Origin of the sequence: Microbacterium sp. Leaf320 (assembly GCF_001423485.1) — a bacterium.
GTDB lineage: Bacteria > Actinomycetota > Actinomycetes > Actinomycetales > Microbacteriaceae > Microbacterium.
Map to the genome: position 1 here is coordinate 563,101 of NZ_LMOD01000002.1, position 20,098 is coordinate 583,198.

General features: G+C 66.1%; 18 protein-coding genes and 1 pseudogene. 7 read left to right on the forward strand and 12 right to left on the reverse strand.

The window, feature by feature from the left end:
* Window positions 1–28 precede the first annotated feature (28 nt).
* The 3 genes from ASF63_RS07550 to ASF63_RS07560 are packed head-to-tail and all read right to left on the reverse strand — an operon-like array spanning window position 29 to window position 2,903.
* Window positions 29–964: a DUF4097 family beta strand repeat-containing protein gene (locus ASF63_RS07550; protein WP_082477923.1), complete on the reverse strand. Its 936-nt coding sequence runs from the start codon at window positions 962–964 to the stop codon at window positions 29–31.
* Window positions 961–1,647 carry a LuxR C-terminal-related transcriptional regulator gene (locus tag ASF63_RS07555; protein ID WP_056511563.1) on the reverse strand — a complete coding sequence of 229 codons (687 nt, stop codon included), beginning with the start codon at window positions 1,645–1,647 and terminating at the stop codon, window positions 961–963. Before ASF63_RS07555 ends, ASF63_RS07550 begins: the two co-directional genes overlap by 4 nt.
* Window positions 1,635–2,903 carry a sensor histidine kinase gene (locus tag ASF63_RS07560; protein WP_056511566.1) on the reverse strand — a complete coding sequence of 423 codons (1,269 nt, stop codon included), beginning with the start codon at window positions 2,901–2,903 and terminating at the stop codon, window positions 1,635–1,637. Before ASF63_RS07560 ends, ASF63_RS07555 begins: the two co-directional genes overlap by 13 nt.
* Window positions 2,904–3,039: 136 nt before the next feature.
* Between ASF63_RS07560 and ASF63_RS07565 the strand changes: the two genes are divergently transcribed.
* A complete protein-coding gene (locus tag ASF63_RS07565; protein WP_056511568.1) occupies window positions 3,040–3,750 on the forward strand; it encodes a VIT family protein in 711 nt (236 codons plus the stop codon).
* Window positions 3,751–3,802: 52 nt separating this feature from the next.
* On the opposite strand, the gene ASF63_RS07570 is transcribed toward ASF63_RS07565, so the two are convergent.
* The 9 genes and pseudogenes from ASF63_RS07570 to dnaA form a co-directional block, all read right to left on the reverse strand.
* A complete protein-coding gene (locus ASF63_RS07570) occupies window positions 3,803–4,207 on the reverse strand; it encodes a DUF3566 domain-containing protein (protein ID WP_056310959.1) in 405 nt (134 codons plus the stop codon).
* Window positions 4,204–6,765, reverse strand: a complete 2,562-nt coding sequence (gene gyrA / locus ASF63_RS07575) for a DNA gyrase subunit A (RefSeq protein WP_056511570.1) — start codon at window positions 6,763–6,765, stop codon at window positions 4,204–4,206. Before gyrA ends, ASF63_RS07570 begins: the two co-directional genes overlap by 4 nt.
* Before the next feature lie 52 nt (window positions 6,766–6,817).
* Window positions 6,818–8,887 (reverse strand): DNA topoisomerase (ATP-hydrolyzing) subunit B, encoded by a 2,070-nt coding sequence (gene gyrB / locus ASF63_RS07580; protein WP_157534271.1) that lies wholly within the window; start codon window positions 8,885–8,887, stop codon window positions 6,818–6,820.
* A 118-nt stretch (window positions 8,888–9,005) separates the two neighbouring features.
* Window positions 9,006–9,509: a DUF721 domain-containing protein gene (locus tag ASF63_RS07585; protein WP_056511574.1), complete on the reverse strand. Its 504-nt coding sequence runs from the start codon at window positions 9,507–9,509 to the stop codon at window positions 9,006–9,008.
* Complete coding sequence (gene recF, locus ASF63_RS07590) at window positions 9,502–10,662, reverse strand: DNA replication/repair protein RecF (protein ID WP_056511578.1); 1,161 nt, start codon at window positions 10,660–10,662, stop codon at window positions 9,502–9,504. Before recF ends, ASF63_RS07585 begins: the two co-directional genes overlap by 8 nt.
* Before the next feature lie 94 nt (window positions 10,663–10,756).
* The gene (locus ASF63_RS07595; protein WP_082477925.1) at window positions 10,757–12,625 is read right to left on the reverse strand and encodes an amidase family protein; all 1,869 of its coding nucleotides are present in this window, start codon (window positions 12,623–12,625) and stop codon (window positions 10,757–10,759) included.
* The gene (locus ASF63_RS07600; protein WP_082477926.1) at window positions 12,622–13,362 is read right to left on the reverse strand and encodes a cohesin domain-containing protein; all 741 of its coding nucleotides are present in this window, start codon (window positions 13,360–13,362) and stop codon (window positions 12,622–12,624) included. The genes ASF63_RS07595 and ASF63_RS07600 overlap by 4 nt, the downstream gene beginning before the upstream one ends.
* A gap of 147 nt (window positions 13,363–13,509) precedes the next feature.
* Window positions 13,510–14,652 (reverse strand): DNA polymerase III subunit beta, encoded by a 1,143-nt coding sequence (gene dnaN, locus ASF63_RS07605; protein ID WP_056511585.1) that lies wholly within the window; start codon window positions 14,650–14,652, stop codon window positions 13,510–13,512.
* 494 nt (window positions 14,653–15,146) lie between these two features.
* Window positions 15,147–16,421: pseudogene (gene dnaA, locus ASF63_RS07610) on the reverse strand (chromosomal replication initiator protein DnaA); the annotation flags it as partial.
* 433 nt (window positions 16,422–16,854) lie between these two features.
* On the opposite strand from dnaA, the gene rpmH reads away from it, so the two are divergent.
* The 6 genes from rpmH to rsmG are packed head-to-tail and all read left to right on the forward strand — an operon-like array spanning window position 16,855 to window position 19,908.
* Complete coding sequence (gene rpmH, locus ASF63_RS07615) at window positions 16,855–16,992, forward strand: 50S ribosomal protein L34 (RefSeq protein ID WP_056310970.1); 138 nt, start codon at window positions 16,855–16,857, stop codon at window positions 16,990–16,992.
* Between the two features lie 6 nt (window positions 16,993–16,998).
* Window positions 16,999–17,343 carry a ribonuclease P protein component gene (gene rnpA, locus ASF63_RS07620; RefSeq protein WP_082477928.1) on the forward strand — a complete coding sequence of 115 codons (345 nt, stop codon included), beginning with the start codon at window positions 16,999–17,001 and terminating at the stop codon, window positions 17,341–17,343.
* Window positions 17,340–17,690 (forward strand): membrane protein insertion efficiency factor YidD, encoded by a 351-nt coding sequence (yidD, locus tag ASF63_RS18800; RefSeq protein ID WP_082477930.1) that lies wholly within the window; start codon window positions 17,340–17,342, stop codon window positions 17,688–17,690. The genes rnpA and yidD overlap by 4 nt, the downstream gene beginning before the upstream one ends.
* Window positions 17,691–17,693: 3 nt before the next feature.
* The gene (gene yidC, locus ASF63_RS07625) at window positions 17,694–18,764 is read left to right on the forward strand and encodes a membrane protein insertase YidC (protein ID WP_056511588.1); all 1,071 of its coding nucleotides are present in this window, start codon (window positions 17,694–17,696) and stop codon (window positions 18,762–18,764) included.
* Complete coding sequence (locus ASF63_RS07630) at window positions 18,761–19,252, forward strand: protein jag (RefSeq protein WP_056310976.1); 492 nt, start codon at window positions 18,761–18,763, stop codon at window positions 19,250–19,252. Before yidC ends, ASF63_RS07630 begins: the two co-directional genes overlap by 4 nt.
* A 32-nt stretch (window positions 19,253–19,284) precedes the next feature.
* Window positions 19,285–19,908, forward strand: coding sequence for a 16S rRNA (guanine(527)-N(7))-methyltransferase RsmG (rsmG, locus tag ASF63_RS07635; protein ID WP_056511591.1), 624 nt, complete (start codon window positions 19,285–19,287; stop codon window positions 19,906–19,908).
* Window positions 19,909–20,098: the final 190 nt, after the last annotated feature.

Genomic DNA, 20,098 nt, shown 5'->3' on the forward strand with positions numbered 1-20,098 from the left:
CCCCACGGATCCCCGCCCTCGAGTGCGATCATCGGCCCGGACGGATCGTCACACTGCCTGCGGAGAGCGACACGTCGATCACGCGGCGAGTGTCCGAGGACTGGTCGACCTTCGCGTCCAGCGAGCCCGCACTGACGTCCTGAGTGATCGAGTACGACTCGTCGGGAACCGTGAGATCGAGGGATCCGGCGCTCACATCGATCGTCGTCTGCGACGGCGCACGGCCGGTCAGCTCGACATTGAGGTCTCCCGCCGCGACGGTGAGATCGGCCCGGCCGACGCCGTCGAGCGTCGCGTCTGCGCGGCCGGCACTCATGTCGATGGCCAGGCTGCTCGCCGCGCCCTCGAGATCCAGCGCACCCGCGTTGACGGTGATGTCGAGGTCACCGAAGTCGCCGACCACGTCGAGGCTCCCGGCGTCGAGGGTGAGGTCGGCGTCGAGCGCACTCTCCCGCAGACTCTCGGGGAGCGTGAGGACGGCCGACTGGTCGTCGCCGAACCAGCTTCCGAACCACCATCCGAACTCGAAGTCGGGGCTGCGGACGACAAGGGAGTCGCCGTCACGTTCCAGAGTCCACGCCGGGCCGCGGCTGTCGGTGACAGCGAGCTCCGCCTGGTCGACGTCGCCGAACTCGATGCGCATGTTGCCGGCATCCACGTCGAGGTCGATGCCCTTGATCCCCGAGGCGTCCTCGGACAGCACAGAGTCCGTGCCCTCGGTCGACGATGCGACCAGACTGCCGGTCGCGGCGACCGCAGCCGTCGCCCCCGAGCCGAGCAGCGCCATGCCGCCGACCACCGCGGTGAGGATCATCACCGCAGTCGTTCCCGACGAGCGGCCCGAGTCACCGTCTCCGGAAGCTGCGGGTGCCTGGCCCTGTGCGGGCGCCGGCGCCTCCGGGGCGGAGGCCGGCGGGGGAGTCAGCGGGGTGTGCCCGCCCTGGAAGTCGTCGTTCGTGGTCATCGTCCCACTCCTGTCTGTCCGGTCGGCGTCGTGCCGCCCGTGTTCTCGATGTGCGCGAGCGCCGCCAGCACGCGCCGGTTGCCCGATTCGCCCTGTTCGAAGCCGAGCTTCTGGAAGATCGCGGTGATGTGCTTCTCGACACTGGCCTCCGAGAGGAAGAGCAGTCCGGCGATCGCCTGGTTCGATTTGCCTTCGGCGATGAGCGCCAGCACGGTGCGCTCGCGTTCGGTGAGCCGCTGCATCCGATCGTCCTTGTTTCTTCGCGTGAGCAGCTGCGCCACGACCTCCGGGTCGAGCACGGTCGCGCCCTCGGAGATCCGCTGCACGGAACCGAGGAATTCCGAGACATCGGCCACCCGGTCCTTCAACAGGTAGCCGAGCGGGCCGCCCTGGGCCGCGATGAGGTCCGAGGCGTACCGCTCCTCGACGTACTGCGAGAGCACGAGCAGCGGAAGCGCGGGGTTCGTGGCGCGGAGTCCGAGCGCGGCACGGATCCCCTCGTCGGTGAACGTCGGTGGGAGCCGCACATCGAGGATGCAGAGCTCGGGGTCGGTATCGGCGACCGCCTCGACCAGGCCCTCGATGTCGGGGAGGGCTGCGACCACGGTGTGGCCGGCATCCTCGAGCAGTCGCACGAGTCCCTCGCGCAGCAGGACCGAGTCCTCGCAGATCAGGATGCGCATGGCACGTTCACCTCCAGACTGGTCGGTCCGCCCACAGGGCTCTCGAGGCGGAAGGTTCCGCCGGCGGCGAGGATGCGGTTCGCGATGCCGTCGAGACCACCACCGGGCTGCACCTGAGCGCCGCCCATTCCGTTGTCTTCGACGCGGGCCCACAGCACCCCGCCGTCACGCAGTCGCACGGTCACCCTGGCCTCACTGGCACGAGAGTGCTTCGCAGCGTTGGTGAGCGACTCGGCGATCGAGAAGTAGACCGCCGCCTCTGCCTCACGGCTGCAGCGTCCGTCCATCCGCACGTCGAGGTTCACGGGGATGTGCGACCGACCCGCCAGCGCAGACAGTGCCGCGTCGAGGCCACGGTCGTCGAGCACGGAGGCGTGGATGCCGCGGGCGAGCTGTCGCAGCTCGGTGATCGCTGCTTTGGTCGAGGTGTGCGCCTCGGCGATGAGTTCTTTCGCGGCATCCGGGTCGTTGTCGATCTTCTGCTGGGCGAGGCCCAGCGTCATGCCGACCGAGACGAGCCTCGGCTGGACGCCGTCGTGCAGGTCGCGTTCGATGCGGGTGCGCTCCACGTCGGCGGCACGCACCGCCCCCTCCCGCTGTGCGGTACTGGTGCGCACGCGCTCCGTGAGCTCAGCCTCGCGGCTGCGGATCACGATGGACAGTGAGAGCACCCGGTGCAGGAGAGCGAGACCGATCATGCCGCCGAGAGATGCGGCGATGCCGAGGATGCCGATGAGCGGCGCCCACGCGGCGTCGATCCCGCCGCCGCCGAAGGGGCCCATCACGGCGTCCGTTCCCGCGAGGGGAGCGAAGCAGATCACGATCGACCGGACGACGCCCCAGGCGAGACGCAGTACGATCCAGCCCAGCACCGCAGTGATCGCGAAGTTCGCCAGCGCCCGCCACATGCGGCCGTCGATGGCTTGGCGTCCGAGTGAGCGCAGCCACCCGGCGAAGCCCGGACGATCACGAGGCCGCCAGCGCAGCGGGGCGATCGGCGTCTTGTAGAGCGCACCGACGCGTGCGACCTCGAACCAGCCGACGCCGAAGAGGGCGTAGACCAATCCGACGAGGAGCACGACGCCGACGCCGGCGGCGAAGAGCAGCCCGAGGCCTGTGCCGAGGAGTCCGGAGAGAGTCGCGAAGATGAAGCCGCCGATGACCCCGATGCCCGCCAGATGCAGGATCGAGAGGAAGATGCGCAGCGGCGGCTTCGAGGCCGTCGCCGGTGGTGGCGTGGCAGTCTGTGTCGTCATGGTTCAAAGGTACGGCGGCCCCGATCGCGCCGACACCGAGCCAACCGGAGACCCGGCTTCGGGTTTTCCCGAACGCGGTGCGGCCGCGATACCAGAGGGGGCGCGCGGATGCCGACCGATCTGATTCACTGAGCTCATGAGTGCACACGAGGGCGAACCGCACGGGGCCGGACTCGGACAGCGCCTGAACTGGCTGCGCGCCGGAGTGCTGGGCGCGAACGACGGCATCGTCTCGGTCGCGTCGCTGGTCGTGGGCGTCGCCGGCGCCACGACCGACAACGCCGCCCTGCTCACGGCAGGCCTCGCGGGCCTCGTCGGCGGGGCCATATCCATGGCGCTCGGTGAGTACGTCTCGGTGAGCAGCCAGCGGGACAGCGAGCGGGCGTTGATCTCGAAGGAGCGCGAGGAGCTGCGCACCATGCCCGAGACGGAGCTCGCCGAGCTCACCACCCTCTACCGCGAACGCGGACTCAGCGAGGAGACCGCGCGCACGGTCGCCGAGGAGCTCACCGCGCACGACGCCCTCGCGGCGCACCTCGAGGTCGAGCTCGGCATCGACCAGGACGACCTCGTGAACCCGTGGCATGCGGCGCTCTCGTCTGCGGTCGCCTTCACCCTCGGCGCTCTGCTCCCGCTGCTGGCCATCCTGCTCCCGCCGCCGGCGTGGCGGGTGCCGGTCACGTTCGTCGTCGTGTTGTTCGCGCTGGCCGTCACCGGCACAGTGGCTGCGAAGATCGGCGGATCGCCGCCCGTACGCGCGGCCGTCCGACTCGTCATCGGCGGCGGGCTGGCGCTGTTCGCGACCTGGCTGATCGGAACACTGCTCGGTACGACAGGCGTCGTATAGACGGAAGAGGGGCGGATGCGATTCGCATCCGCCCCTCTTCGAATCCGGTCGATCAGTTCGACATGAACCCGACGAGCAGTCCGCCGGTCACCTTCACGGCGACGTTGTAGATGCCGGCGATTACCGCGCCGAGCACGGTGAACACGATGAGGTTCAGGATCGAGACGACAGCCGCGAAGGCCATCACCTGCGGGAGCCCCGCCACCTCGGAGATGCGCACCGAGTTGTCGGTGATCGTGCCGATGAACTCGTCGGCCTGCGTCAGGATCCCGGTCGCCTGCAGCACGAGGTAGATCAGGAAGAACGACACCATCGTCACGATCGCGAGCGCGACGGCACCCAGGAACGAGAGCTTCACGGCCGACCAGAAGTCGACGTAGACGAGGCGCAGGCGAACCTGCTTGCCGCCGGTCTTGCGCGTGGACTTCTTCGCCAGCTTGTCGGCTACTGTGCTCATGCGTCTGCTTCCTCAGGGTTCTCGTTCGTCTCGGGGGCGGTGGTCTCGGAGTCCACCTCAGCCTCATCCGAGTCGTCTTCGTCGGTGAGGCCCCGCTCACCGTTGCGGGCGATGGCGAGGATCCGGTCGGCTTCCGTCGTCCGTGCGAACACCACTCCCATGGTGTCGCGGCCCTTGGCGGGCACCTCGGCCACGGCAGAGCGTACCACCTTGCCGCTGGACAGAACCACAAGGACCTCGTCGTCGGCCGAGACCATCAGACCACCCGCGAGAGTGCCCCGATCGTCGTGGAGCTTGGCCACCTTGATGCCGAAACCACCGCGTCCCTGGACGCGATATTCCTCGACGGCCGTGCGCTTCGCGTAGCCGCCGTCCGTCACGACGAACACGAACTGACCAGGAGCCGCGACGGATGCCGACAGCAGGCTGTCGCCCTCCCGGAACTTCATGCCCTTCACTCCGGCGGTCGCGCGTCCCATCGGGCGCAGCGCATCGTCGGTCGCGCTGAACCTGACCGACATGCCCCGGCGGCTGATGAGGAGGATGTCGTCCTCGGCGTTGACCATGAGCGCCGAGACCAGTTCGTCCTCGTCGTTCAGGCGGATCGCGATGACGCCGCCCTGACGGTTGGTGTCGTAGGTGTCCAGACGCGTCTTCTTTACGAGTCCGTCGCGGGTCGCGAGCACGAGGTAGTCGGCGACCGCGTAATCGCGGATGTCGAGCACCTGCGCGATGTTCTCGTCGGGCTGCAGAGCGAGGAGGTTCGCGACGTGCGTGCCCTTAGCGTCTCGGCCGGCCTCGGGGACCTCATAGGTCTTCGAGCGGTAGACGCGACCCTTGTCGGTGAAGAACAGCAGCCAGTGGTGCGTCGTCGTCACGAAGAAGTGCTCGACGATGTCATCGGCCCGCAGCTGCGCGCCCTTGATGCCCTTGCCGCCGCGGTGCTGCGACCGGTAGTTGTCGCTCCGCGTGCGCTTGATGTAACCGGCGCGCGTGATGGTGACGACCATCTCCTCTTCGGCGATCAGGTCTTCCATCGAGACGTCGCCGTCGAATCCGTGCAGGATGTGCGTGCGACGGTCGTCACCGAAGCGATCGACGATGCCGGTGAGCTCGTCACGGATGATGTCGCGCTGCAGCGACTCGTCGGCGAGGATCGCCTGGTACTCGCCGATGAGCCGCTCGAGCTCCGCGGCCTCGTCGAGGATCTTCTGACGCTCGAGCGCGGCCAGTCGGCGCAGCTGCATGTCGAGGATGGCCTGGGCCTGGATGTCGTCGATGTCGAGGAGCTTCTGCAGTCCCTCGTTCGCGTCCTGCGTGGTCTGCGATCGACGGATGAGAGCGATGACCTCGTCGAGCGCGTCGAGCGCCTTGAGGTAGGCGCGCAGGATGTGCATGCGCGCCTCTGCCTTGGCGAGGCGGAAGCGCGTACGACGGACGATCACCTCGAGCTGGTGAGTGATCCAGTGGGTCACGAAGCCGTCGATCGCGAGCGTGCGCGGCACGCCGTCGACGATCGCGAGCATGTTCGCGCCGAAGTTCTCCTGCAGCTGCGTGTGCTTGTACAGGTTGTTCAGCACGACCTTCGCGACCGCATCGCGCTTGAGCACGACCACGAGCCGCTGACCTGTGCGGTCGGACGACTCGTCGCGGATGTCGGCGATGCCGGTGATCTTGCCGTCACGGGCGAGGTCGCCGATCTTCACCGCGACGTTGTCGGGATTCACCTGGTACGGCAGCTCGGTGATCACGAGGCACGTGCGGCCCTGGATCTCCTCGACGTTGACGACCGCGCGCATCGTGATCGATCCGCGTCCGGTGCGGTACGCCTCCTGCACACCCTTGGTGCCGAGGATCTGCGCACCGGTCGGGAAGTCAGGACCGGGAATGCGCTGGATCAGTCCCTCGAGCAGCTCCTCGCGGGGGAGACCGGGGTTGTCGAGAGCCCACAGTGCAGCGGCGGATACCTCACGCAGGTTGTGCGGGGGGATGTTCGTCGCCATACCGACCGCGATGCCGACCGATCCGTTGACGAGCAGGTTCGGGAAACGCGCCGGCAAGACCGTCGGCTCCTGAGTCTGACCGTCGTAGTTGTCGGTGAAGTCGACCGTGTCCTCTTCGATGTCGCGCACCATCTCGAGCGCGAGCGGGGCCATCTTGGTCTCGGTGTATCGGGGAGCCGCGGCGCCCATGTTGCCGGGCGAGCCGAAGTTGCCCTGGCCGAGGGCCAGCGGGTAGCGCAGCGACCACGGCTGCACCAGGCGGACCAGGGCGTCGTAGATCGCCGAGTCACCGTGCGGGTGATACTGACCCATGACCTCGCCGACGACGCGGGCGCACTTCGAGAACGACTTGTCGGGGCGGAATCCGCCGTCGTACATGCCGTAGATCACGCGGCGGTGCACGGGCTTGAGCCCGTCGCGCACGTCGGGCAGCGCGCGGCCGACGATGACGGCCATCGCGTAATCGAGGTAGCTGCGCTGCATCTCCGACTGCAGGTCGACCTGATCGATCTTGCCGTGGTCGTGTGCAGGCTCGGGGCGTACTTCGTCAGTCATGTGTGTTGTCGATTCCGGTCGTTGTCGAACGAATGCAGGCGCGGGGGACGCGTCAGATGTCGAGGAAGCGGACGTCCTTGGCGTTGCGCTGGATGAAGCTGCGTCGCGACTCGACGTCCTCACCCATCAGCACGCTGAAGATCTCGTCCGCGGCGGCGGCATCCTCGATGGTCACCTGGCGGAGCGTCCGCGTGGTGTGGTCCATCGTGGTCTCCCACAGCTCCTTGGCGTTCATCTCGCCGAGACCCTTGTAGCGCTGGATGCCGGCGTCCTTCGGGATCCGCTTGCCGTTCTCGAGTCCGTGCTTGAGCAGCGCATCGCGCTCGGCGTCGCTGAACACGTACTCGTGCGGCTGGTTGGTCCACTTGAGGCGGTACAGCGGCGGCATCGCGAGGTAGACGAAACCGGCCTCGATGAGGCCGCGCATGTAGCGGAACAGCAGCGTCAGCAGCAGCGTGGTGATGTGCTGGCCGTCGACGTCGGCATCGGCCATCAGCACGATCTTGTGATAGCGCGCCTTCTCGATGTCGAACTCTTCGCCGATGCCCGTGCCGAAGGCCTGGATCATCGCCTGGACCTCTTTGTTGCCCAGGGCCTTGTCGAGGCGGGCGCGCTCGACGTTGAGGATCTTGCCTCGGAGCGCCAGGATCGCCTGCGTGTGCGGGTCGCGGCCCTGCACCGCGGAGCCGCCGGCCGAGTCACCCTCGACGAGGAAGATCTCGCTGATCGAGGGGTCCTTGCTGGTGCAGTCCTTGAGCTTGTCGGGCATCGCCGCCGACTCGAAGACGCTCTTGCGACGAGCGGTCTCACGCGCCTTGCGGGCCGCGAGACGGGCGGTCGCCGCGTCGATGGCCTTGCGGATCACGTTCTTGGCCTGGATCGGGTTGCGACCGAACCAGTCGCCGAGCTGATCGCCGACGACCTTCTGCACGAAGGCCTTCGCTTCGGTGTTGCCCAGCTTGGTCTTGGTCTGACCCTCGAACTGGGGCTCGCCGAGCTTGATCGAGATGACTGCCGTGAGTCCCTCGCGCACGTCGTCGCCCGACAGGTTGTCGTCCTTCTCCTTGAGAAGGTTGTTCGCTCGCGCGTACTTGTTCACCAGTGTGGTGAGTGCGGCACGGAAGCCCTCTTCGTGCGTGCCGCCCTCGTGCGTGTTGATGGTGTTCGCGTATGTGAAGACGTTCTCGGTGTACGAGGTCGTCCACTGCATCGCGACCTCGAGCGAGATCTTGCGCTCGGTGTCCTCGGACTCGAAGGCGATGATCTCGTCGTTGACGACCTCGGCGTGACGCACCTTGTTGAGGTACTCGACGTAGTCGACGAGGCCGCGCTCATAGAAGAACACGTCGTTCGGCTGCGTGAGAGTCGCCTGACCGTCGACCTCGACCTCGTAGGCCGAGGCAGGGCGCTCGTCGGACAGCTCGATGCGGAGTCCCTTGTTGAGGAACGCCATCTGCTGGAAGCGCGTGCGGAGAGTGTCGTAGTCGAAGTCCGTCGTCTCGGTGAAGATCTCGGCATCCGGCCAGAAGGTGATCGCCGTTCCGGTCTCGTCGGTGGGCTCGCCCTTCTCCAGCTGCTGCTGGGGCGCGCCGCCGTCGGCGAAGCTGTGCCGCCAGACGAAGCCCTTCTGCTTGACCTCGACGTCGAACCGGGTCGACAGGGCGTTCACGACCGAGGAGCCGACACCGTGCAGACCACCGGAGACGGCGTAGGCGCCGCCGCCGAACTTCCCACCGGCGTGCAGAATCGTCAGCACGACCTCGACGGTCGACTTCGTGGGGTCGGAGGAGTGCGGGTCGACGGGGATGCCGCGGCCGTTGTCGATCACGCGGACGCCGCCGTCTTCGAGCAGCGTCACGAAGATCGTGTCGGCGTACCCCGCGAGTGCCTCGTCGACCGAGTTGTCGACGATCTCGTAGACGAGGTGGTGCAGACCACGCGGACCCGTGGATCCGATGTACATACCCGGGCGCTTGCGGACGGCTTCGAGACCCTCGAGGATCTGGATGGAGTCGGCACCGTACTCACCGGGCTGCTTCACCTTGGGTGAGATCTTGTTCTCGGTGGCGGGGGTCTCCCCGGTGGTGGATTCCGTCTCGTCAGCAGGGGATTCAGGCGTCATCAGAGGGCATTCTCCACATCGATATCACGAACTCCCAGTCTAGCGGCTTTTCGTGTCGAGATGCGGCTCAGCGGCCACCTGTGGCCCTCTGAGCGTGTCGGACCCCATCCGTGGTGTCCTACCCGTAGGTATCGCGCGGGCCCCGTCCTGGAACGACTCTGGGACCCCATTTCCACGAGGGTACGTCGGGTCCGATGAAGCGGAGGTTCTCGACACCCGCATCGGGATAGCGCCGACCGATCTCGGTGAGGATCGTCCCGCGCATGTACTGGAGGTTCTTCGCCCAGGCCGTCGAGTCGCACTTCACGGTGAGCACTCCGCGCTCGAGGGAGACCGGTTCGGAGTGCTTCGCGGTGTCGGAACCGGCGAGATCCGCCCACTGACGCACCAGGTCTTCACGGGCGAGGGTCTTCTGCCATCCCGAGTCCCGACTGAGCTTGTCGAGCACTGCGCCGAGGGCTCCGGGATCGCGCCCAGGCGTGAACGGAGCGTTGTCGTCGTCCGTGACGATGCGCCGCTTGCGCTTCCACGACTTCGAACTCGGCGCGAGGCCTCGAAGGCGCAGGTACGTGGCGACGGTCTCGGGAGTCTCGGGTGCCGGAACGGCTGCGATGTCAGTCATCCGCCACCTCCCTCTCGTCGCTGATGGTTCCCGCCGAGATCCGCACCACGTGGGCGTGGAGCACCTCGGGGATATCCTCCTCCACCGCCGCGGTCACCACCACCTGCTCGTATCCCGCCGTCAGTGCCGCGAGGCGCTGACGGCGGTCGGAGTCGAGCTCGGCGAACACGTCGTCGAGGATCAGCACAGGGTCGCCGGCCGGGGATTCGCTGCGCAGCAGCTCCGCAGAGGCGAGGCGCAGGGCGAGCGCCACCGACCAGGATTCCCCGTGGGAGGCGTATCCCTTGACCGGAAGACCGCGAACCCGCAGCACCAGGTCGTCACGATGCGGACCGGTGAGAGTGAGGCCGCGGTCGAGTTCGTTCGACCGCTTCGCGAGCAGTGCGGCGTGGAACATCTCGGCGATGTCGCCTGAAGTCTCGGCAGGCGCATCCACGCCCTCTTCGGGATCCGCACCGCGCACCGATAGCGCCCAGTCGAGCTGGGGACGGTGGTCTTCGCCGGCGATCGCCGCATAGGCCTCGGCCACCGGCTGCTGCAGATCGGTCGCGAGTCGCTGACGGGCGGTGATGATCTCGGCCCCGAGCGACACCAGCTTGTCGTCCCACACGTCGAGCGTGCTGAGTCCCTCGCCCTTGATGCCGCGCGCACGCGCCGACTTGAGCAGGGCGTTGCGCTGCTTGAGCACTCTGTCGTAGTCCGCGAGCACCGATGACATGCGCGGGGTGCGCTGGATGAGCAGCTGGTCGACGAAGCGCCGTCGCGCCGACGGGTCGCCGCGGACGATCTGCAGATCCTCCGGAGCGAAGAGGACCACGTGCGCGTAGCGGGGGAGTTCGTTGGTCTTCGACGGCGAGCCGTTGATGCGGGCCTTGTTCGACCCCTGCTTGTTGAGCTGCACCTCGACGAGCACTCGACGTTCGCCATGTGACAGACGGGCGCGGATGATCGCGAAATCCTGTCCCTCGCGGACCATCGGCGCATCGGAGGAGACCCGATGCGAACCCAGTGTCGCCAGGAAGACGACGGCCTCGGCGAGATTCGTCTTTCCCTGACCGTTTCGACCGACGAGGACGTTGGGGCCCTTGTGCAGGGCGAGATCAGCGGTCGCGTAATTGCGGAAATCGACCAGGCTCAGGTGTTCCACAATCACGCTGTCAGCCTACCTTCGGGGTCTGACATCTCCCTCCGCCCGAGCCGGGCGGCCGGCGACTGCCCGAGTTCGTCGAACAGTCGCCGGCCGAGGATCACGGAAGCGGTCCGTAGAGCGACGGCGAGGTGCGAGCATCCGTCGTCTGCTCGAATGCGTAGGCCAGACCCAGCAGCGTGCCCTCGTCGAAGTCGCGTCCGAGGAACTCCAGGTTCACGCCGCTGCCGGGAACGCTCTCGCCCGCGATCGTCTGACCCATCGGAACGGTGACGGACGGCATTCCGGTGTTCGGGCTCAACCTCATGTTGGTGCCCTGGGTTCCGTATGCGTTCGTGCTCGGGTAGATGATCGCGTCGAGGTCGAGATCCTCCATCATCTGCGTCACAAGGGTCTTGCCCGCTGCGATCTGCACGGTGTGCGAGCCGGTCTCGCCCGCCCATGCCTCGTACGTCGCATCGGTGACGGCGTTGCGTGCCTCATAGATCGATCGCCGCGAGGTCACGAAGCTGTTGGTCGCGAGGATGTCGGTCAGCGTCCGCGCCTCCACCGCGGGCCCGAGGTGGGTGGCGATGTACTCGTCGAGGTCGTGCAGGAACTCATTCGTCGATCCGGATCCCTCGTTCAGCACTGCGGCGAACTCCGCCGGAGGTGTCACGGTCACCACGGTCGCCCCCTGGGCGGTCAGCGCCGCGGTCGCCTCGGAGAAGAGTCGCACGGTGCCGGTGTTGGTGCCGACCATCGACGTGATGTAGCCGATGCGTGCTCCCTGGAGCGCATCCGGGTCGAGGAACGAGGTGTACGACTCGGGAACCAGACCCTGCTGACGCGAGGTGACGGGGTCGGCCTCGTCGACTCCGACCACCGCGTCGAGCGCGACGGCCGCGTCGATGACCGATCGGGCCATCGGTCCGCCGGTGTCCTGTGAGAGGGCCAGCGGGATGATGCCGTCGCGGCTGGCCAGCCCCACCGTGGGGCGGACGCCCACGAGCTGGTTGTACGACGACGGGACGCGGATGGAGCCACCGGTGTCGGTGCCGAAGCCGATCGCGGCGAGGTTCGCCGAGATGGCAGCCCCCGTGCCGCCGCTCGAGCCGCCGGCCGTCTTCGTGGTGTCGTACGGACTCGCCACGAGGGACGTCGCACCCGGATCCTGGAACGACGAGAACTCGGAGACGAATCCGTACGCGAACTCGTCGAGGCTGGCCTTCGCGAGGATCACCGCACCGTCGCTGCGCAGGCCGGTCACCATCGAGGCGTCGGTGGCCGTCTGGTTCTCATTCCAGCAGGCGCATCCGCCGGTGGTCACCATATCGACCGTGCCGTAGTTGTCCTTCAGCGCGATCGGCACGCCCAGGAGCATGCTCGTCATCCCCTCGGACGCTCGGATCCCGTCAGCTGCCGCTGCACTGGCGAGCGCCTGCTGATTCACCGTGATGATCGAGTTGAGAGCGCGACTCCCGCCGGGAACGACAGCCCGGTCGTAGGCCGCGATCCGGTCGAGGTACTCCTGGGTGATGCTCTGCGAGGTCGCGACCCCGGCATTCATAGCCGCCTGCATGTCGATCACCGAGGCTTCGACGAGTTCGAAAGGACCGTCGTCGTAGATGATCCGCTTCGACAGGTCGGCGAGATCGAGGATCGTGAGCTCTCCGTCGGCGTCGGTGTCGAGGATCGACACGCGCGACCAGTCCGGAGAAGCGCTCGTGAGTCCCAGTGCATCGGCGGCGATCGTCAGATCCGCGGTCGTCACCATCGCATCGTCCGTGACGTCGAGGTCGCTGTAGTACGGCGGCAGACTGACGGACGCCGGAATCGGCGCCGCGATCGCGGACCCGCTCGCCAGGCTTCCCGTGACGATCACAGTACCTGCGACCGAGACGGCAGCGACGATCCGGAGTGTGGTCTTCTTCACGGTCTTGTCTCTCCTGTTGTTCGGCAGCTGTGCTCGGATGTCGCGCGCGATCATCGAGTCCTCCGTCGCACTGCGATGACCGTGCCCGCGGCGATGGCGGCGATCGCCCCTGCTCCGAGGATCAGCCACGGAGCGGCGTCGGCGCCCGTGACGGCGAGCGAGCCGTCGGAGGTGGAGCCCGACCCCGATCCTCCGCCGGTTCCGGGGTCGGCCCCGGCGGAACCGTCGTCACCAGAACCGGGTTCCGACCCGTCTTCGCCCGAGATCTCGACGATCGCCGACGTGCCGGCGGCGTTGGGATCGACCGTGGTCGGCTGGGCGTTCGAATCCACGATGCGCCCGGATGCGATCGCGAGCGAGGCATCTCCCGGCTCGAGCGCGGTGAAGCGGAGGGTCACGAGAGTCTGTGTTCCGGCGAGGCCGGGCGAGGTGCCGAGACGCGTGGCGGCGACCGCGATCTGCGCCCCGGTGTCGGCGGCCGATCCGAATCCGCCCGAGGGCAGGATCTGGCTGTCGGCGACGAAAGCGAGCAGATCCGGGTCGTAAGCGATGTCGAGCTCGTAGGCATAGGCATCGACCAGTCCGGTGAAGACCGCGGTGACCGTGACGGTGTCGCCGACGGACACTGAGGTCGGAGCAGCCGTCAGTGCAACAGTGTCGTAGGCGACCGGAACGACGACGGCGGAGGCGGGCGATGCCACACCGAACACGAGGAGGGTCGAGGCCGCAAGAGCGGCACCAGCGGTGAGCACCCGCGCTCGGCGAGAGCGGGCAGGGGGATTCTCGGGCATGCGGAACGTCTTTCGTCTGGAGAGACGAGCGCGGCCGCACGGCTATGCGGAGCAGCCGTGCTCTGGGGTACGGCTGACTCTCGCAGTCTGGTGTTTCGCGTTCTGAGCGTCGCTATTTCCGGCAGGTAACGGCCGGACGCGGATGACTCAGCGCAGCAGGAGGTTGGGCTGCAGCAGGTACTTGAAAGAGTCGAGACCTGCCTGATCGACAGAGGTCTGGCTCGTGATCAGCACCGGGCTGAGCTTGTTCGCGTTGTCGCTCGAGGTGAACGTGACGCGCACGAACTCGCTCTTCACGGCGCCCAGGGCCTCGATCAGGTACTGCGGATTGAGCCCGAGGGTGACGTCGTCTCCACCGGAGAGGATCGCATCGACCGACTCGGAGGCCCGCGCGTGCTCGCTGCCTGATGCGTCCATCGTGACGCCATCGCTCGAGAACGTGAAACGCAGCGGGGCTGCACGGTCGAGAACCAGCGACACACGGCGCACGGCCTCGACGAGATCTGCGGTGTTGACGACCGCGTAGTGCTCGGTCTGCTCGGGGAAAAGACGGCGGACCGGCGGGAAGTTGCCCTTGATCAGCAGCGATGTGACTGTCTTGTTGCCTGCCGTGAACGCGATGATCTCGCGGTCGCCGGCTCCGGAGAACGCGATCTGGATCGTGCCGGCGTGACCGAACGTCTTTCCGACCTCGAGGAGCGTGCGAGCGGGGACGAGTGCGGTCGCCTCTACGGCTTCGCCGTCCCACGGGACGTCACGCAGAGAGACACGGTAGCGGTCGGTTGCGACCAGGCTCAGCGTGTGGCCGGAGACCTCGAGCTGCACACCGGTGAGCACCGGGGTGACATCGTCGCGCGATGCCGCGAAGCCGACCTGCGCGATCGCGGTGCCGAAGTCGTCTGCCGGAACGACACCGGAGGATCCGGAGACCTCGGGAATCGAGGGATATTCCTCTACCGGCATGGCCGCGAGTGTGAATCGAGCGGAACCGCAGCTGACCGTGATGCTGCCGTCGTCCTCGACGGCGATCTCGATCGGAGCGTTGGGAAGTCGGCTGGCGATGTCGGAGAGGAGGCGACCGTGCACCAGGATCGTGCCCGGGGTGTCGACAGTCGCTTCGATCGTCGTACGCGCCGAGGCCTCGTAGTCGAAGGCCGAGAGCGTGAGGCCGGAGCCGTCGGCTTCGATCAGGACTCCGGCGAGGATCGGCTGAGGATTGCGCTGGGGAAGCAGCTTGACGACGAACGAGACAGCCTCGCTGAAGACATCGCGGTTGACCTGAAACCTCACGGGTGCTCCCTTGTCGTCGTTCTGAGACGTGTCGTCATCGGTCCTGCCGGTGCAGGGCTTCCCATGCTAGCCCCACAGCAGGTCGGATCCCTAGGGCCGGGGCGAAGCTCGGGCCTGTCGGGCTTTCCCCACCGTCTGGTGATCGGATCGCCCCTGAATTGAATTAACTCCTTAACGGTGTTAACACCTGTGGATACTGTGGATAACTCGGTGGAAAGCAGACGCGAGTAGGGAACTACACGGTTGTCACTTGTGGAATCCCTGAGGAATACGCGGGTGGACGGGCTGCGCCGGTCGGAGCGCTCTCCCCCGGTTATCCACAGGTTCGTCCGTTTCCCCCACATTCGTCCCGACCTGAACGCGATCCATCCACAAGTTATCCACATGTGCAAACTGGCATCAATCCGCACTCGCGGATGCCTCCCAGACGCACGAGAAGGGGGTCGCAGCGTCCCATCGGACCCTGCGACCCCCTTTTGCGAGGCGTCGTGCGCTCAGCGGCGACCGAGCTGCGTGGTGATCTCGGTCACCTGGTTGTAGATCGAACGTCGCTCCTTCATGAGCTCGCTGATCTTCTTGTAGGCGTACATGACCGTCGTGTGATCGCGATTGCCGAACAGCTGTCCGATCTTGGGCAGCGAGAGGCTCGTGCGCTCCCGGCAGAGATACATCGCGATCTGTCGAGACGTCGCGATCTGCTGCGAGCGGCTCGACCCGTACAGATCGTCGACTGTCAGCTTGAAGTACTGTGCGGTCGCCGTGATGATGTCCGTCGGCGAGATGATGTTGTCCTCGGCCGTGTCGATGATGTCGCGGAGCACCGTCTGGGCGAGCGAGATGTCGAGGGCTGAGCGGTTCAGGCTCGCGAACGCCGAGACACGGATCAGTGCGCCCTCGAGTTCGCGGATGTTCGAGGAGACGACGGTCGCGATGTACTCGAGTACCTCGTCGGGAATATGGAGAGCCTCGCTCTGCGCCTTCTTGCGGAGGATCGCGATGCGGGTCTCGAGGTCGGGAGCCTGCACGTCGGTGATCAGACCCCACTCGAACCGGCTGCGCATCCGGTCCTCGAAGCCGGTCAGGTGCTTCGGCGCCACATCGCTCGTGATCACGACCTGTTTGTTGTGGTCGTGCAGCGTGTTGAAGGTGTGGAAGAAGGCTTCCTGAGTCTCGGCACGGCCCTGGAGGAACTGGATGTCGTCGATCAGGAGGATGTCGACGTCGCGGTACCGCGCCTGGAAGGCGGCACCGCGGTTGTTCGCGATCGAGTTGATGAAGTCGTTCGTGAATTCCTCGCTCGAGACGTACCTGACCTTCACCCCTGCATAGAGGGATTGGGCGTAGTCGCCGATCGCGTGGAGGAGGTGGGTCTTGCCGAGCCCGGAGTCTCCGTAGATGAAGAGCGGGTTGTACGCCTTGGCGGGAGCTTCTGCGACCGCGACCGCTGCGGCGTGGGCGAAGCGGTTGGACTGCCCGATGACGAAGTTGTCGAAGGTGTACTTCGGGTTGAGGCGCGATTCGTGGCGGAGCTGCGTCGGCTGCTCCATGGGCGACTCTACCCGGATCTGCTCCTGGCGGCCGTAATCCGCGACGGCGATGGGTGCGGTCGGCTGCTCGGCGAGCTCGTGGTTGACCACGACGCGGTACGAGGTCACCTCCTGGCCGATGTGAGAGAGCGCCTCCATGATCGGCAGCCGCAGACGCTTGTTGATCTGCGCTGCGGTGAGGTCGTTGGGGACCTCCAGATAGAGCGTCGCCGACATGACGCCGGCGGGGACCGCGAGGCTGAGGAACCCCTGCAGTTGCGGGGTCACCCGGTCATCGGCCTCGAGCAGGTCCTGCACCGTGGTCCAGATCGGAACGTCGGGCTGGGCAGGTGATGACATGACGCTCCGTGCTGGGGATGCGGAGGGGCGTCGAAAAAGGCGTCCCCCCTGTGGATAACTTCGGATGCCACGGTAGTCACCGCGGCTGGGAACGGCAACCTGCCCTGGAGAATCCGCGCGCGTGTTGCGCATACGTGCATGCCACGGGTTGTGGATAATAGCTGTGCGGATCGTGCCGGAGGTCGAGGTCGAAGCGCGCAGATTTGCTCTGCGCGCCGTCAAGACGTACCCTTAATCGGTTGACTTATGCCTGAATGGCAGATCCCTATGTCTCCGGTCAAATCGATCCCGGTGGCAGCATTCCCGGAGTGATTTCATGAGCAAGCGCACTTACCAGCCCAACAACCGTCGTCGCGCCAAGAAGCACGGCTTCCGCCTTCGCATGCGCACCCGCGCCGGCCGCGCCATCCTCTCGGCTCGTCGCGCGAAGGGCCGCACCGAGCTCTCCGCGTAGACCGCTGTGCTCGCCCGCCCGTTTCGTGTGACCCGCGGGAGCGACTATCGACTGGTCGTTCGACGCGGATCCCGTTGTGGCGGAGCCAAGGTCGTCACCTCGATGCTGACGACGGGCGAGAGCAGAGCCGCGAGGTTCGGATTCATCATCAGCAAGCAGGTGGGCACCGCTGTGGTGCGCAACACCGTCCGTCGGCGACTCAAAGCCGTCTGTGCGGAGGCGCTTCCGCGGGTACCCGAGGGCACGGATGTCGTCATCCGTGCCCTTCCTGCGTCCGCGACCGCCAGCTACGCCGAGCTGAGTGCCGACGTGAATCGATGTCTCGACCGTCTCGGGCAGGCGCGAGCATGACCGCCCTTCCCGCATCTTCGATCGGCACGGGACACATGCGCTCAGGGGATCTGCTGCGCAGCATCCCGTTGGCACCGAGGAATCTCGTTCTGGGGTTCCTGGCCGGCTACCGCAAGGTGATCTCTCCGATGTATGGGGATGTCTGTGCCTACTACCCGTCCTGTTCCGCTTACGCTGTAGGTGCGGTGCAACAGCACGGCGCCGCGCGGGGAACGATGCTCTCGGCATGGCGCATCCTCCGTTGCAACCCCTGGAGCCACGGCGGCGTCGATGACGTCCGTCCTCACGAACATTTCCGTTATGACCTGACCGCTCACGGTTTCGTCGTCCCTTCCCGAAAGGACTGATCGGTGGGTCTTGACCTTCTGCTCGCCAGCACCACCCCGTCGCCGGCGCCCGCCGCCGGCGGCTTCGACCTGATCGGAACCATCCTGTGGCCGCTCAAGTGGCTCGTCGAGATGGTGCTCGTCGCCTGGCACTGGCTGCTGACGGCGGTCGGTCTTCCGGCGGCATCCGGTCTGACCTGGGTCCTGTCGATCGTCGGCCTCGTCATCGTCGTCCGTGCTGCGCTCATCCCGCTCTTCGTGAAGCAGATCAAGAGCCAGCGGAAGATGATGGAAATTGCTCCTGAACTGCGAAAAGTTCAGGAGAAGTATCGCGGCAAGAAGGATCAGCTCTCTCGCGAGGCCATGAGCCGCGAGACCATGGCGCTGTATAAGAAGCACGGCACGACGCCGATGTCGAGCTGTCTTCCGCTGCTGGTGCAGATGCCGATCTTCTTCTCGCTGTTCAGTGTGCTGAGTGATGTCTCCAAGCACCACAACCTCGGCGTCGGCGGTGTCGGTCTGCTGAACGCGGAGCTCACCGAGCAGTTCTACAACGCTGAGCTCTTCGGTGTGGCATCTCTGCACGAGACGCTCGGCAACGCGGTGGACGCCGGCAACACCACTGCGATCATCATCCTCGTGACGCTCGTCGTGCTCATGATCGCGTCGCAGTTCTTCACTCAGCTGCAGATCATCTCGAAGAACCTGTCGCCCGAGGCCAAGACCGGCCAGGCGTACCAGATGCAGAAGATCATGCTCTACATCCTTCCGCTGGGCTTCATCTTCTCGGGAATCTTCTTCCCGCTCGGCGTCGTCGTGTACTGGTTCATCTCGAACCTCTGGACGATGGGTCAGCAGTTCCTCGTCATCCGTGAGATGCCGACTCCGGGCTCTGAGGCTGCCAAGGCGCGCGAAGAGCGACTCGCTCGCAAGGGCAAGGCGATCGATGCATCGGGCAAGGTCGTTCCGATGGCCGCCTACGAGGCAGAACAGCAGCGGATGCTCGAAGAGGTGGAGCGTGCGAAGGCACAGACTCCCAAGCGTCAGCAGCCCGTGGGCAAGAAGCGTTCGAAGAAGAAGGGGAGCGGTTCGTGACCGACAACGTGACTGAGATCGTGGAGCCCACGGTCGCCGAGCTGGAGAACGAGGGCGATGTCGCAGCCGACTACCTCGAAGAGCTCCTCGACATCGCCGACATCGACGGCGATCTGAACCTCGATGTGCGGCAGGGGCGTGCCTATGTCTCGGTCGAGGCGGAGGGCGACGGACTTGCGCTCCTTTCGGCTCCCGACACGGTGCAGGCTCTTCAGGAGCTGACACGTCTGGCAGTGCAGAGCAAGACAGGTTCGTTCTCGCGTCTGATCCTCGATATCGGCGGGTCGCGCGACACGCGTCGTCGCCAGCTCGAGACTCTGGTCAACGCCGCAGCCGCGAAGCTCGACGACGGTGCAACGCAGGCCTCCCTGCCTGCAATGTCGAGCTACGAACGCAAGCTGGTGCATGATATCGCCGCTGATCAGGGACTTGTCTCGGAGTCGTATGGTGAAGGTGCTGACCGGCACACCGTTCTCCGCCGTCGCTGACGTTCACGCGAAACATTGATCGGGATGCTGTTGTGAGTGTTGTCGAGGTCGAGCCGGCCGTCGCATCCGAGCTCTTCGGAGAACGGATCGAGCTGGCGAGGCAGTTCACTGCGGCCCTTGCTGAGCATGGAGAAGAGCGCGGCCTCATCGGGCCGCTCGAGCTTCCCCGGCTGTGGACGAGGCACGTCTTGAACAGCGTGATCGCTGCTCCGTTGTTCCATGGTTCGGTTGCAGACATCGGCTCAGGTGCAGGCCTCCCTGGCATTGTCCTCGCGATCGCACGACCCGACGTGCAGTGGACGCTCATCGAACCGATGGAGCGTCGGGTGATCTGGCTGAACGAGCAGGTCGAGGCGCTGGGTCTCGACAACGTAGAGGTGCTGCGAGCTCGGGCTGAAGAGGCTCAGCGACCCGAGGGCTTCGACGTCGTGACGGCGCGCGCCGTGAGCGCGCTGAAGACTCTGATTCCACTGACCGCTCCGCTCGTTCGTGATGGGGGACAGCTCGTCCTACTCAAGGGGATGAACGCTGCGAACGAGATCGACGCCGCACAGAAGCAGATCAAGAAGTTCCGTCTCGCGGACGTCCGGGTCGAGGTGCTCGGTGAGGACGTGCTGCCCGAGTCGACGCGTGTCGTGCGCGCCGTGGTTCGCTAGGCAGATACAGCGCTTCAGCGCGTGGTTCTCCCGACCGCCGTCACTTCTGATCTGCAGGATTTCTTCGTTGGCTCGTGCGGCGTTCCTCTTCGATCAGCGGCACGGATTGTAGCTGCCAGGACTACTCCATCGCCTTGTATGGCGCGGTGTCCCCATCTGTAGGTGGAGGACACCGAGCCCCTTCGCTGCG